Here is a 13624-nt window from a genome sequence, read left to right as displayed (position 1 = left end):
CGGGTCTGATCAGAGCCGCACTCGGGCCTGAACGTGTCCCACCCGACGGATACGATGGAGCCATGGCGACGCAACGAGCAGGCACAGCACGCAGCGGCGCGGGACGTGGCGCGAAGACGACCGAAGGGCCCGACTTCCGCACACTCGAGCCTGCGCCGCTGATCCTGCTCAAGGGCGGCGAGGACTACCTCGCCAGCCGTGCCGTGGACCGGGTCAAGCGGGCGCTGCGCCAGGAACATCCCGACCTCGAATTCACCCGGATAGACGTCTCGGCCGCGTCGCCGGGGGAGCTGGCCACCATCGCCTCTCCCTCGCTCTTCGGAGAACCTCGGCTCATCCTTGCAGAGGACCTCGCCGCCATGAATGACACCTTCCTCGCCGACGCCCTGGCGTACCTCGAGGAGGACACCGCTGATGTCACGCTCATGATGCGTCACAGCGGAGGCAACCGGGGCAAGAAGCTGCTCGACGCGCTGGGACGACGCGCCGTCGTCGTCGACTGTGCCGGGGCGAAGAACGACCACGAGAAGCTCGACTTCGTGCGCCGAGAATTCCGTGCCGCGGGCCGCGAGATCCACGCCGATGCAGCCCGAGCGCTCGTCGCCGCGGCCGGGTCGACGCTCTCGGACCTAGGCGGCGCCTGCAAGCAGCTCATGGCTGATGTCTCCGGGGACATCACTGAGGACCACGTGGACCGCTACCACGGGGGCCGGGTGGAGGCGACTGCCTTCAAGGTCGCAGATGCGGCCTTCGAGGGTCGGCAGGAGGCCGCGACGCGGCTCTACCGGCACGCGATCGCGACCGGTGTCTCGCCCATCGCGGTGACCGCCGCACTGGCGCGCAAGGGACGGCATATCGCCGCTCTCGTGGACCACCGTGGGAGCCCCGCATCACTGGCCTCCTCCCTGGGCGCCGCGCCCTGGCAGCTGGCCCAGGTGGCGGAGACGGCGCGCCGATGGCACCCGCAGCGCGCCGCCGAAGCCATCGAAGCAGTGGCCCGTGCCGACGCCGAGGCCAAGGGAGCCTCCCGCACACCCGAATATGCCGTGGAGCGGGCGATCACGGCCATCGCCTCGGCCGTCGGACGCTGAAACGACGCGGGGCCTGCTCGGTGGCCCGACTCCTGCTTCTCTGCTAGCATCTACAGGCAGTGTCTGGGGTTCGAAAGAGCCCCAAAGCCCTGCGGCAGTAAGTCCCGCGCAGTCCTGGGCCCTCTACCTCAAGGGTCTGCGCAATCGCCATGGCAACCCCACGCCACTAGAGTCTGTCTGCTGCCGGACAACAGGGATAGCCCTCACGACCAGTGAACTCAGACAGAAAGACTACTCGTGGCCAACATCAAGTCTCAGAAGAAGCGCATTCTCACCAACGAGAAGGCGCGCCAGCGCAACCAGGGCGTGAAGTCCCAGCTGCGGACCGCCATCAAGAAGGTGCGCAACGCTGTCGCCGCCGGTGACAAGGACGCAGCCATCTCCGCCAACCGCGAGGCCGCTCGCAAGCTCGACAAGGCCGTCTCCAAGGGTGTGCTGCACAAGAACAACGCCGCCAACCGCAAGTCCGGTCTGGCCGCCAAGGTCAACGCTCTCTAGAGTCTGACGCACTAGAACGCCTGCTCTCTCGAGCGAGCATACGGGGGCCCTGCGCGCTGCGCGGGGCCCCCGTTCTTGTACGACCTCCTGCCGTGCGCAGGTCATGATCGACGATAATCATGGAACAATGAACTGCCAGGTGCAGCACAATGCCCGGCGTCTCGACCAGCAAAGGACTCCCACCACCGTGTCTCCGAAGGCCGCCAGCACGCAGGTGCCCGCCGCAACTGATCCCAGTGCGATCCGGAATTTCTGCATCATCGCGCATATCGACCACGGCAAGTCCACGCTCGCGGATCGCATGCTGCAGCTGACCGGCGTCGTGCAGTCCCGGGACATGAAGGCCCAGTACCTGGACCGGATGGACATCGAACGCGACCGCGGCATCACGATCAAGTCCCAGGCAGTCCGGATGCCCTGGGACTTCGAAGGCAGGAGCTACGCCTTCCATATGATCGACACCCCCGGGCACGTGGACTTCGCCTATGAGGTCTCCCGCTCGCTGGCAGCCTGCGAGGGCGCTCTGCTGCTGGTCGACGCCGCGCAGGGCATCGAGGCGCAGACTCTTGCGAACCTGTACCTCGCCATGGAGCATGATCTGGCGATCATCCCGGTGCTCAACAAGATCGATCTGCCCTCCGCCCAGCCGGACAAGTATGCCGAGGAGATCGCGTACCTGATCGGCTGCGAGCCCGAGGACGTGCTGCGCGTGTCCGGCAAGACCGGCGACGGCGTGGAGGAGCTGCTGGACCGCATCGTCGCGCAGGTGCCAGCCCCTGAGGGCGACGCCGACGCTCCCGCCCGCGCGATGATCTTCGACTCCGTCTATGACACCTATCGCGGCGTGGTCACCTTCGTGCGCGTGGTGGACGGCAGGCTCTCGCACCGGGAGAAGATCAAGATGATGTCCACCGGCGCCACGCACGAGCTCCTCGAGATCGGAGTGTCCTCCCCGGAGCCTGAAGCCACCAAGGGGCTCGGCGTCGGCGAGGTCGGCTACCTGATCACCGGTGTCAAGGACGTCCGGCTCTCCAAGGTCGGCGACACCGTCACCTCACAGAACCGTCCCGCGGACGAGATCATCGGCGGCTATGACGATCCTTCCCCGATGGTCTTCTCCGGGCTCTTCCCGCTGGACGGCTCGGACTTCCCAGTGCTGCGCGAGGCCCTGGAGAAGCTGCAGCTCAACGACGCGGCGCTGAACTTCGAGCCCGAGACCTCCACCGCGCTGGGCTTCGGCTTCCGCGTGGGCTTCCTCGGGCTGCTGCACCTGGAGATCACCCGAGAGCGGCTGGAGAGCGAGTACAACCTCGACCTGATCTCCACCGCGCCCAACGTGATCTATGAGGTCACCGCTGAAGACGGAGAAGTCCACCGCGTCACAAATCCCTCCGAATTCCCCGAGGGCAAGGTCCTCGAGATCCGCGAACCCATTGTGGATGCGACCGTGATCGTCCCGGCCGAGTTCATCGGACCCGTCATGGAGCTCTGCCAGTCCCGGCGCGGCTCCATGGAAGGCATGGACTACCTCTCCGAGGAACGCGTCGAGATCCGCTACAGGATGCCCCTGGCCGAGATCGTGTTCGACTTCTTCGACCAGCTCAAGTCACGCACGAAGGGCTACGCCTCGCTGAACTGGCAGGGCACCGGCCAGCAGCCGGCCGATCTGGTGAAGGTGGACATCCTGTTGCAGGGCGACCAGGTCGACGCGTTCTCCGCGATCACCCACCGCGACTCCGCCTACGCCTACGGGGTGAAGATGGCCTCTCGACTGAAGGACCTGATCCCGCGGCAGCAGTTCGAGGTGCCGATCCAGGCCGCCATCGGATCACGCATCATTGCCCGTGAGAACATCCGAGCCATCCGCAAAGACGTGCTCTCCAAGTGCTACGGCGGCGACATCAGCCGCAAGCGCAAGCTGCTGGAGAAGCAGAAGGAGGGCAAGAAGCGGATGAAGATGGTCGGCACCGTGGAGGTCCCGCAGGAGGCCTTCATCGCCGCACTCTCCTCCGACGAGGAGGCCGGCAAGGAGAAGGCTGGGAAGAAGTAGGCTTGCCCTCCACCCTTCCCCTCGGCGACCCGGTTCCTGCCGACGGCAGCTTCCCGGCGGCGGTGCAGCAGGCGCTCCCGTCCCGGGCTGAGGTCCCCTTCGGCCTCTACGTCCACATCCCCTTCTGCAGCGTGCGCTGCGGCTACTGCGACTTCAACACCTACACCGCCGAAGACCTCGGCCCCGGGGCCTCGCAGCTGTCCTATCCGGACACGCTGATCTCCGAGCTGGTCTTCGCCCGCGGCGTGCTGGATTCCATGGAGGCCCCCGAGCGGGCGCTGTCCACGGTGTTCTTCGGCGGCGGCACGCCGACTCTGCTGCCCCCCGAAGAGCTCGCCCGCATCCTCACCCGGGCCCGCGAGCTCTTCGGCTTCATGCCCGGGGCAGAGATCACCACCGAGGCGAATCCCGACACGATCACCCAAGAGACCGCCCACATCCTGGCTGGGGCAGGGTTCACCCGACTGAGCCTCGGCATGCAGTCGGCAGTGCCCGCGGTGCTCAAGACGCTGGACCGGACACACGACCCCGCCAACGTGGAGCGTGCGGTCAAGGCTGCACGAGTCGCAGGTCTGCAGGTCAGCCTTGACCTCATCTCCGGGACACCGGGGGAGAGCCTCGAGGACTGGCGCAGCAGCCTCGAGCACGCCGTCGCGCTGCGGCCAGATCACATCTCCGCTTATTCGCTGATCATCGAAGAGGGGACGGCCATGGCGGCGAAGATCCGCCGGGGTGTGCTGGCGGACATCGACCCTGATGACCAGGCCGACAAATACCTGCTCACCGAGGAGGTCCTCGGTGCAGCCGGTTTCGACTGGTACGAGGTGTCCAACTTCTCGACCAGCAGGGCGACGAGGTCAGCGCATAACCTGAACTATTGGGTGGACTCCGACTGGTGGGGAGCCGGCCCAGGGTCGCATTCGCATATGGCTGGGCTTCGCTGGTGGAACGTCAAGCACCCCGCGGCCTACGCGCAGCGCCTGATCAGCGGGACCACTCCGGGCCACGGACGCGAAGAGCTCCAGGATGAGGACAAGGTTCTCGAGCACCTGATGCTGCGGCTGAGACTGGCCGACGGACTGGACATCGCGGAGTACAACGCGCTGCCTGAGCTGATGCGCACCCAGGGGGAGCAGATCACCCCCGCGACAGTGAACTCCCTGGTCCAGGACGGACTGATCAGCGCGCAGGCAGCTGCGCCGACAGCCGATCACCGTGAAGGCAGGGCACTGCTGACCTTGCGCGGGCGGCTGCTGGCTGACGCGGTGACGCGGCGCCTCGCCCCCTGAGCGCGAGCTTCCGAGCGCCTCAGTGGATGAGGCGCAGGTTCATCGGGTAGCGGTACGGCCGTCCCTTATTGCACTGGATGCCGGCCACCAGGCCGGAGAGCGTCATGTAGACCCAGAGCAGCACGGCGATGATGCCGAAGACCCAGCCGATGGCGGGGATCAGCGCCAGGATGTAGCAGGCGAGCATCACGGCGGTCACCGGAAGGGTGAAGTTCAGCGCCTCCTTGGACTCCTGGGCGGTGAACGGGCCCCGGTCACGGTAGACCAGGTAGATCGCCAGGGCCGGGAAACAGCCGATGAGCGCGCCGAAGTGGGCCAGTGTGGCCCAGCGGCGGTCCTCGGCAGGGGTCAGCGGAGGTGCTGCAGCAGCAGAGCCCTTCAGGCGCTCGGATGAGTCCGGTCTGGCGTACTGCCTCGACCGGCCACCCTGGGGTTCCTGATTATGCGCCACTTCACCTCCGTGATTCAGATGTCAGACTTTCAGACACCTACATGCTTCAGGTGAGAATTCTAGCGAATCTCCCTGGACGGACACTGGCCCCGGGCTGCGTGTCGGAGTCTCGTTGGACACATCCGCTCGTGCTCAATCCTCCACCGTGACGAAGTCGATGAGCTCCTCAACCCGCCCGAGCAGCGAAGGTTCCAGATCGGCATAGCTGGTGACCTGCCCGAGAATCCGTTTCCATCCCTGGGCGATGTCACGCTGCTGGGCATGCGGCCAGCCCAGCGCCTTCAGCGTGCCGACCTTGATGTCCTCGCTTCGCGGGATGTCGGGCCAACGCCGCAGCCCGAGCAGATGCGGCTTCACCGCCTGCCAGACATCCACATAGGGGTGCCCCAGCACCAGCAGGTTGCCTCTGGCGCCCGAGGCCTGCATCGCCTCCTGAGCGATGCGCGTTTCTTTGGACCCCGGGACGAGATGGTCCAGCAGAACTCCCACTCGGCGTCGCGGGCCGGGCTGGAACTCGCGGACCGCCGCGAGCAGATCATCGGCGCCGTGCAGCGGCTCCACGACGATGCCCTCGATCCGCAGGTCCTCGCCCCACACCTTCTCGACCAGCTCTGCGTCGTGGGTGCCTTCGACCCAGATGCGAGAGGCGCGGGCCACGCGTGCGCGAGCATCTGCGACCGCCACGGAGCCTGACGCGGTGCGCGTGGGCACAGGGGCCGCGGTGCGCGAGGTCGGGGGAGTCAGCTCCACCGGCTGGCCTTCATAGAGGAAGCCGTATCCCAGCGGGAAGGAACGGACCCGTCCCATGCGGTCCTCCAGGCTCACCACGTGCACGCCGCCGGAGGCCTCCACGGAGACCACCGCGCCGACCCAGCCCGACTCGACCTCCTCGATCACCGTGCCATGGTCCGCCGGCAGCGGAGGCACTGTGATCTGCTGTGATGCGCGCAGGCTCGAGAGGTCCTGGGCGCCCCACCCAGGTGAGGAGGAGGAACGCCGGCTGGGGAAGTGGGAAGCACTCATGGTCACCCATTGTAGAATTAGCACTTGTACTCATCGAGTGCCAGAGGTTCAGGAGGCCCGAGCAGCATGTCAGACACCCGCCGTCTGCAGGTCCTGCGTGCCATCGTCGAGGACTACGTCCAGACCCGGGAGCCGGTGGGCTCCCGCGCGCTGGTGGAGCGCCACGACCTCGAGGTGTCGCCCGCCACGATCCGCAACGATATGGCCCACCTCGAGGAGGAGGGCCTGATCGCCGCTCCGCATACCTCTGCTGGGAGGATCCCCACCGATCTGGGTTACCGCCGGTTCGTGGACAAGATCACCGAGGTGCGTCCCCTCTCGGCGGCGGAGCGCCGGGCGATGGACACGCTGGTCGAGTCCGCTGACGATCATGATTCGATGCTGGAGCAGACGGTGCGTCTGCTGGCCATGCTCACCAACCAGGTGGCCGTGATCCAGCATCCGCAGCGCTCCACCGCGACGATCCGGCACATCGACGTCGTGTCCATGTCCCCGCACAAGGCGCTGACCATAGTGATCCTCTCCTCGGGCAAGGTGGAGCAGCGCATGGTCACCCTCGCGGACGCGATCGGTGACGACTCGCTGCACCGGCTGGGCCAGGTGCTCTCGACCGAGCTCTTCAACCGCCGGACCTCCACGCTTCCGCTGCCCGTGGACGCCCTCATCAGCCGGGTGGAGCCGGTGCTGCGTCCCACGATGGCCGTGATCGCGCAGGCGGTGGAGACCATACTGGAGTCGGGCCGCGTAGATCGCATCATCATGGCCGGGACTGCTAACCTCGCCAGGTCGGGCCGCGACCTCGGGCCCTCCATCGGTCCCATCCTTGAAGCGCTTGAGGAACAAGTCGTGCTGCTTCGGTTGTTGACCGAGATGGAGCAGGACCGGCGAGGCCTCTCGATCCGGATCGGTCACGAGACGAGTCACGACTCGCTGGTCGAGACCGCCGTCGTCGCTGCCGAGTATGGCACCCATGCGGGTGCCGAGGGCGCCAAGCTCGGCGTCGTCGGTCCTACCCGCATGGATTACGGCTCCACAATGTCCGCAGTGCGCGCCATGGCGCGCTACCTGTCCCGAATTCTTTCCGAAGGGTGAACGTCTACGAAGATGACGACTGACTACTACGAAGCGCTCGGCGTCAGCCGCTCGGCGTCGACCGAAGAGATCAAGAAGGCCTACCGCAAACAGGCCCGCAAGCTCCACCCTGACGTGAACCCCTCGGAGGACGCCGCGGAGCAGTTCAAGGTGCTCGGCCGCGCCTACGAGGTGCTCTCCGACTCGCAGAAGCGGCAGAACTACGACGCCACCGGTGACGAGAACGGCCGCTCCGGCTTCCCCGGCGGCGGCGCCGGCGGAGGATTCGGAGGATTCGGCGACATCTTCGAGACCTTCTTCGGCGGGGGAGGTGGGGGCCCGGCCTCCCGCACCCGCCGCGGCCAGGACTCGCTGATCCGCGTGCGCATAGACCTGCGCGACGCGGTCTTCGGGACCACCAAGGAGGTAGAGGTTGAGACGGCCGTGACCTGCACCGTCTGTGACGGCTCCTGCTCACGCCCGGGGACCTCGCCCACCACGTGCCCGGACTGCCACGGCCAGGGTCAGGTCCAGCGGCCGATGCGCTCGATCCTCGGCACCGTCATCCAGACTCAGACCTGTGCGCGCTGCGCCGGGTTCGGCAGCATCATCGAAGATCCCTGCCAGGAATGCGATGGTCAGGGCCGGGTCCGTGAGCGCAAGTCGCTCAAGGTCAAGGTGCCCGCCGGCGTCGATCGCGGCAATCGCATCCACCTTGCCGGGGAGGGAGAGGCAGGCCTGGCCGGCGGGCCCTCCGGCGACCTGTTCATCGAGGTGGAGGTCAAGCCGCACGAGGTCTTCACCCGCCGCGGAAATGATCTGCACGCCACCGTCTCCATCCCGATGACGGCAGCGGCGCTGGGCACCACGGTGGAGCTGGACACCTTCGACGGCGCAGAGGCGCTCACCGTGAAGCCAGGCACCCAGTCCGGCGAGGTCCTCACGCTCAAGGAGCGCGGGGTCACCCACCTGCGCGGCGGTGGTCGCGGCGCGCTGAAGGTGCACCTGAAGGTGGAGACGCCCACCAAGGTCTCGGACCGTGAGGCCGAGCTGCTGCGTGAGCTCGCCACCGAACGCGGCGAGGAGCGCGGAGAGTCCACCACCGAGCATCGCGGCGTCTTTGCCAAGCTGCGGGAACGCTGGGACGCCCTCTGAGATGACAGCCCCGCTGTTCCATCTCAGCCCCGGAGCGCTCGACGACGCCGGCCCCGGCGCTACGGTCGTGCTCTCCGGGGCCGAGGGTCACCATGCGGCCACCGTCATGCGACTCAAGCCGGGAGAGCAGGTGATCCTCTCCGACACCGTGGGCAGTCGCGCCGAGGGGATCGTCCGAGCCGCCGGCGTCGGGGAGCTGAGCGTGGAGATCGTGCAGCTGACCCGGGAGCCGGTCCTTGAACCCCGGCTGGTCCTGGTCCAGGCGCTGGCGAAGGATCGCCGCGATCTCCAGGGGGTGGAGTCCGCCACCGAGCTCGGCGTGGACGCGATCATCCCGTGGCAGGCAGAACGGTCGGTGGCCCGCTGGAAGGCCGGCCGAGAAGCCAAGAAGCATGCCGAATGGGTTGCCACGGTCACCAGCGCGGCGAAGCAGACGCGCCGCACCAGCATTCCCACCGTTCGCGCGCTGCAGACGACGACCCAATACCTGGAGACGCTGCGCAGCACCGAGCGTCGGATCGCCACCATCGTGCTCCACGAGACCGATGAGACCTCCCTGGCTCAGGCGATCGCAGGGCACTGCGCCAGTGAGCCTGGGCCGGAGGAGCTGCACCTGGTGATCGGGCCCGAGGGTGGCATCAGCGACCGGGAGATCGAGCTGCTCGGCGCAGCAGGCGCCCGGATCGCCCGGCTGGGCCGAACCGTTCTACGGTCATCCACCGCAGGCCCGGCGGCCCTGGCCGCCACCCAGCTGCTGCTGGGCCGCTGGGACTGGGCCGCCGGGACTGGTCACACTGAGCACACCGCCTAGACTGAGGATCAATGACTGAGACTTCGCAGAACACGACAGGTTCACAGACTTCCACGGGGCAGAACCTGACCGGGCAGTCGATGTCCGGGGCGGCCCGCGGCGCCACCGCCGCCGCCGTCGGCAACATCGAGCGACAGGTGTACTTCGCCGACGCCGAGACGATGTTCCGCAGCCTCGGCGCGTCGGACCTCGCGCTGCGCATCCTGCAGGGCCTGTACCCCTCCGCCTCAATCGGGCTGCGCGATCAGCTCGTGACTGTGGCCGGAGCCTCCAGCGAGGTCACCGGGATCGTGGAGATCCTGACCCAGCTGAAGACTCTCGCCGCCTCCGGCACCACGGTCAGTGAGGAGATCATCGAGCAGGTCTCCACGATGGTCCGTGCCGACGCAGCCCAGGACTCGGCGCGGATCGTGACCACCAACATCCTTTCGCACCGCGGCCGCACCATCCGCCCCAAGACCAAGAACCAGCAGACCTATGTGGACACCATCGATGAGTCCACGGTGGTCTTCGGCATCGGCCCCGCCGGCACCGGCAAGACCTACCTGGCTATGGCCAAGGCGGTCCAGGCGCTGCAGGCGCGCGAAGTCAATCGAATCATCCTGACCCGGCCCGCGGTGGAGGCGGGGGAGAAGCTGGGGTTCCTGCCCGGCAGCCTCAACGACAAGATCGACCCCTACCTGCGCCCCCTCTACGATGCGCTGCACGACATGATCGACCCGGACTCCATTCCGCGGCTCATGGAATCCGGCATCATCGAGGTCGCCCCCCTGGCCTATATGCGCGGCCGCACGCTCAACGACTCCTTCATCATCCTGGACGAGGCGCAGAACACCACGGCGGAGCAGATGAAGATGTTCCTGACCCGGCTCGGCTTCAATTCCAAGATCGTGGTCACCGGTGACATCACCCAGGTCGACCTGCCCCGCGGCACCGATTCCGGCCTTCGCACCGTGATCGACATCCTTGAAGGCGTCGAAGGCATCGCCATGTCGCGCTTCGGCTCCGAGGATGTGGTCCGCCACGCACTGGTCGGGCGGATCGTGGACGCCTACGAGCGGCACCAGGACAGGGCGCCCGCTGCGCGCCGCGGCGGCCGACGATGAGCGGCGAGGTGCAGGTCACCGTCGAGGACAGCTCCGGCTCGGACCTGATCTCCGGGAATCACCTGGCCACGCTGCTGGACCTCAGCTGCTTCCTCTACGCCAAGCTGCACCTGAGCCGCGACGTCGCACTGTCCATCACGCTGGTGGACGAGGAGGCCATGGAACAGCTGCACCTGGACTGGATGAACCTGCCTGGTGCCACCGATGTGATGAGCTTTCCGATGGATGAGCTGATCGCCGGCACCGCAGATGATCCGGTCACCGAGGGCGTGCTCGGTGACATCGTCATCTGCCCGGCCATTGCGCAGCAGCAGGCAGTGGCGAATGGCCACGGCCTCAGCGACGAGCTCGCCCTGCTGACCACGCACGGCGTCCTGCATCTGCTCGGTCACGACCACGCCCAGCCTGAGGATCGAGAGACGATGTTCACCCTGCAACGAGTGCTTCTCGAGGAGTACCTCGGTCATACCGCCCCCGCCCCGACGGTCTGAGCATGACCCTGGGACTCCTGATCCTCCTCGCGCTGGGCAGCGCCGTGCTGTCCTTCACACTGTCCGCCGCGGACTCCGCCTTCCTGCGGCTGAGTCGGCGCGAGGCGGAAGAGATCGCGGATCAGCGCGGCTCCACCGCCGTGGAGATGATCCTGGCGCAGCCGGTGGCTCACACTCTGGCGCTGCAGATGTGGCGCTGGCTCTTCACCACGGCCATGGTCGTGCTGATCATCCTCGCCTCCGCCCTCGCGCTGGGCGACCTTGCCGCCGGTGCTCTGCTGGGCTCCGGCATCCTGCTGCTGGGAGGACTCGTGACCGCCGCGCTCTCGCCGAGCCGGGTGGGACGCGGACATCACCTGCTCGTCGCTGCTGCCACTGCCCGGCTGGTGCGCGGACTGCGCGTGGTCCTCGGACCGCTTCCCGTCGCGCTGAGCCGCATCGGTGCGCGCACCGTGCCCGGCACCGCGGACACCGATCGAGGGTTCTTCGACGACGAGGAGTTCCGCGAGTTCGTCACCCGCGCCTCGGAGACGGACATCATCGAGGACACCGAGGCGGAGCTGATCCAGTCAGTCTTCGACCTCTCCGCGACCCGCGTGCGAGCGGTCATGGTGCCTCGCACCGACATGGTCACCGTGGAGTCCGGAATCACGCTCTCCGAGGTGATGACGCTGTTTCTGCGCTCGGGCTATTCCCGCATCCCGGTGGTGCGCGGCTCCGCCGATGACATCACCGGCATGATCTACCTCAAGGACGCCGCGTACCTGCAGCATCGCCTTCTCGGCAGCGAGGCCCCGAGCGCCTTCGTCGGGCGAGATCCGGACTCCATAGCGGTCGACGAGCTCCAGCGCGATGTCCGCTATGTGCCCGAGTCCAAGCCGGTCTCGGAGTTCCTCTCCGAGCTCCAGCGCGAGTCCACCCATGTGGCCATCGTGGTGGACGAGTACGGCGGCACCGCCGGGATGGTCACCCTGGAGGATCTGATCGAGGAGATCGTCGGGGAGATCGTCGATGAGTACGACACCGAGGCCGCCGAGATCGAGGAGCTCGAGGAGGGGCGGCGTCGACTCTCCGCACGCATGTCGGTGGATGACTTCGCCGAGCTCTACGAGCTTGACCTCGATGATGAGGAGGAGGTCGACACGGTCGGAGGGCTGCTCGCCAAGGCCTTGGGACGTGTGGCCATCGCCGGTTCCGAGGTGGAGATCCCGCGACGCAGCGGCCCAGGAGTGGTGCTGCGTGCCGACCGACTCGAAGGCCGACGCAACCGAGTCAGCCACGTGCTCGCCTGGGAGGCCGAGGACAGTCGCGGCGCCCGCGCGGGACTCGGCACCGCCGATGAGCCCGAGGGGCTGCATCTGCGTGCCGGAGAGACAGCACCAGAAGAGGATCGCCAGGCCGCAACCGCGGCGCAGGCGCAGGAGAGGATCGGGACACCACGATGAGCAAGTCAGAGATGCCGCCGCAGCTGGACGGCTTCGCCACGTTCGACGAGAACTTCCGGGCGGGCTTCGCCAGCATGGTGGGACGTCCGAACGCCGGCAAGTCCACGCTCACCAATGCCCTGGTCGGGGAGAAGGTGGCGATCACCTCATCCAAACCACAGACCACCCGACACACGATCCGCGGCATCGTGCACCGCAGCGATTTCCAGCTCGTGCTGGTCGACACCCCGGGCCTGCACCGTCCGCGGACCCTGTTGGGCAAGCGTCTCAATGGACTTGTCATCGACACCCTCTCCGAAGTGGACGTGGTCGGCTTTTGCATCCCGGCCGATGAGAAGATCGGCCCCGGTGACCGCTTCATCGCCGCGCAGCTGACCAAGCTGCCGCACAAGCGGGTCATCGCCCTGGTGACCAAGGTGGACAAGGTCTCCCGCGAGGATCTGGCCGAGCAGCTCATGGCAGTGGACCAGCTCGGGCGCGAGCACCTGGCCCAGGAGGGCCGACAGGCTGGCGGATTCGCCGAGATCATTCCGGTCTCCGCCCTCGAGGGGGAGCAGACGGATGTGGTCGTGCAGCAGCTCGCGGCGATGATGCCGATCTCCCCTCCGCTGTACCCCGAAGGCGACCTCACCGACGAGCCGGAGGCCGTCATGGTCGCCGAGCTCGTCCGTGAGGCGGCGCTCGAGGACGTCCGTGACGAGTTGCCGCATTCGATCGCTGTCGTGGTCGAGGAGATGGTCCCGCGCGAAGATCGGCCGGAGGACAAGCCGCTGCTCGACGTGCGGGTCTCCATCCATGTGGAGCGTGACTCACAGAAGGCGATCATCATCGGCAAGCGCGGGGCCAGGCTCAAGGCCATCGGCTCTGACGCGCGTGCCGGAATCGTCAAGCTCCTGGGCACTCCCGTCTACCTCGACCTTCACGTGAAGGTGACCAAGGACTGGCAGCGCGACCCGAAGAAGCTGGGACGCCTCGGCTTCTAACCCGGACCACCGCCTCGGGTTCGCGGACGCTGTCCACATGATGAGAATCACCATGGGCCCCTGCGTCCCAGATGGCTGCGTGCTAGTTTGAATCTTGTGCAGACCACATTCATGCGTGAGCTACGACTAGAGCTTCTCCGCCGCAGCGGGGAAGAGCTCG

At 67.0% G+C, this 13624-nt stretch carries 13 protein-coding genes; 11 read left to right on the top strand and 2 right to left on the bottom strand.

Annotated features, from left to right (window positions below; genetic code table 11):
* The first annotated feature begins 62 nt into the window (after positions 1-62).
* From holA to hemW, 4 genes are all read left to right on the top strand, one after another.
* Entirely contained in the window at positions 63-1091 is a 1029-nt protein-coding gene (gene holA / locus IY716_RS02555) for a DNA polymerase III subunit delta (RefSeq protein WP_218220064.1), read from the top strand.
* A 237-nt stretch (positions 1092-1328) separates the two neighbouring features.
* Positions 1329-1589, top strand: coding sequence for a 30S ribosomal protein S20 (gene rpsT, locus IY716_RS02550; RefSeq protein WP_218220063.1), 261 nt, complete (start codon positions 1329-1331; stop codon positions 1587-1589).
* A 187-nt stretch (positions 1590-1776) separates the two neighbouring features.
* Positions 1777-3639, top strand: a complete 1863-nt coding sequence (gene lepA / locus IY716_RS02545) for a translation elongation factor 4 (RefSeq protein WP_218220062.1) — start codon at positions 1777-1779, stop codon at positions 3637-3639.
* 2 nt (positions 3640-3641) lie between these two features.
* On the top strand, positions 3642-4928 hold the full coding sequence (hemW, locus tag IY716_RS02540) for a radical SAM family heme chaperone HemW (RefSeq protein WP_218220061.1): 1287 nt from the start codon (positions 3642-3644) through the stop codon (positions 4926-4928).
* A 19-nt stretch (positions 4929-4947) separates the two neighbouring features.
* Here hemW and IY716_RS02535 read toward each other — a convergent pair whose 3' ends face one another.
* Both IY716_RS02535 and IY716_RS02530 read right to left on the bottom strand, forming a co-directional pair.
* Complete coding sequence (locus tag IY716_RS02535; protein ID WP_218220060.1) at positions 4948-5379, bottom strand: DUF4870 domain-containing protein; 432 nt, start codon at positions 5377-5379, stop codon at positions 4948-4950.
* A 132-nt stretch (positions 5380-5511) separates the two neighbouring features.
* Positions 5512-6402, bottom strand: a complete 891-nt coding sequence (locus IY716_RS02530; RefSeq protein WP_218220059.1) for a DUF3097 family protein — start codon at positions 6400-6402, stop codon at positions 5512-5514.
* Between the two features lie 66 nt (positions 6403-6468).
* On the opposite strand from IY716_RS02530, the gene hrcA reads away from it, so the two are divergent.
* The 7 genes from hrcA to era are packed head-to-tail and all read left to right on the top strand — an operon-like array spanning position 6469 to position 13464.
* Positions 6469-7494: a heat-inducible transcriptional repressor HrcA gene (gene hrcA / locus IY716_RS02525; RefSeq protein ID WP_218220058.1), complete on the top strand. Its 1026-nt coding sequence runs from the start codon at positions 6469-6471 to the stop codon at positions 7492-7494.
* Between the two features lie 12 nt (positions 7495-7506).
* Positions 7507-8628 carry a molecular chaperone DnaJ gene (gene dnaJ, locus IY716_RS02520; RefSeq protein WP_218220057.1) on the top strand — a complete coding sequence of 374 codons (1122 nt, stop codon included), beginning with the start codon at positions 7507-7509 and terminating at the stop codon, positions 8626-8628.
* 1 nt (position 8629) lies between these two features.
* Complete coding sequence (locus IY716_RS02515; protein WP_218220056.1) at positions 8630-9439, top strand: 16S rRNA (uracil(1498)-N(3))-methyltransferase; 810 nt, start codon at positions 8630-8632, stop codon at positions 9437-9439.
* A gap of 11 nt (positions 9440-9450) precedes the next feature.
* Positions 9451-10545 (top strand): PhoH family protein, encoded by a 1095-nt coding sequence (locus tag IY716_RS02510; protein ID WP_369699563.1) that lies wholly within the window; start codon positions 9451-9453, stop codon positions 10543-10545.
* 8 nt (positions 10546-10553) lie between these two features.
* A complete protein-coding gene (gene ybeY / locus IY716_RS02505; RefSeq protein ID WP_369699666.1) occupies positions 10554-11036 on the top strand; it encodes an rRNA maturation RNase YbeY in 483 nt (160 codons plus the stop codon).
* 2 nt (positions 11037-11038) lie between these two features.
* Positions 11039-12481: a hemolysin family protein gene (locus tag IY716_RS02500; RefSeq protein WP_218220054.1), complete on the top strand. Its 1443-nt coding sequence runs from the start codon at positions 11039-11041 to the stop codon at positions 12479-12481.
* A complete protein-coding gene (gene era, locus IY716_RS02495; RefSeq protein WP_369699562.1) occupies positions 12478-13464 on the top strand; it encodes a GTPase Era in 987 nt (328 codons plus the stop codon). Before IY716_RS02500 ends, era begins: the two co-directional genes overlap by 4 nt.
* Positions 13465-13624 lie beyond the last annotated feature (160 nt).

Origin of the sequence: Nesterenkonia sp. Act20 (genome assembly GCF_019173455.1) — a bacterium.
Lineage (GTDB): Bacteria > Actinomycetota > Actinomycetes > Actinomycetales > Micrococcaceae > Nesterenkonia.
This window is presented reverse-complemented; position numbering and strand designations above follow the sequence as displayed.

Bases quoted from the DNA above. Each gene is read 5' to 3' on its own strand.
- IY716_RS02510 (WP_369699563.1), top strand. From the start codon at position 9,451: ATGACTGAGACTTCGCAGAACACGACAGGTTCACAGACTTCCACGGGG.
- IY716_RS02530 (WP_218220059.1), bottom strand. From the start codon at position 6,402: ATGAGTGCTTCCCACTTCCCCAGCCGGCGTTCCTCCTCCTCACCTGGG.
- hrcA (WP_218220058.1), top strand. From the start codon at position 6,469: ATGTCAGACACCCGCCGTCTGCAGGTCCTGCGTGCCATCGTCGAGGAC.
- holA (WP_218220064.1), top strand. From the start codon at position 63: ATGGCGACGCAACGAGCAGGCACAGCACGCAGCGGCGCGGGACGTGGC.
- era (WP_369699562.1), top strand. From the start codon at position 12,478: ATGAGCAAGTCAGAGATGCCGCCGCAGCTGGACGGCTTCGCCACGTTC.
- IY716_RS02500 (WP_218220054.1), top strand. From the start codon at position 11,039: ATGACCCTGGGACTCCTGATCCTCCTCGCGCTGGGCAGCGCCGTGCTG.
- dnaJ (WP_218220057.1), top strand. From the start codon at position 7,507: ATGACGACTGACTACTACGAAGCGCTCGGCGTCAGCCGCTCGGCGTCG.
- IY716_RS02515 (WP_218220056.1), top strand. From the start codon at position 8,630: ATGACAGCCCCGCTGTTCCATCTCAGCCCCGGAGCGCTCGACGACGCC.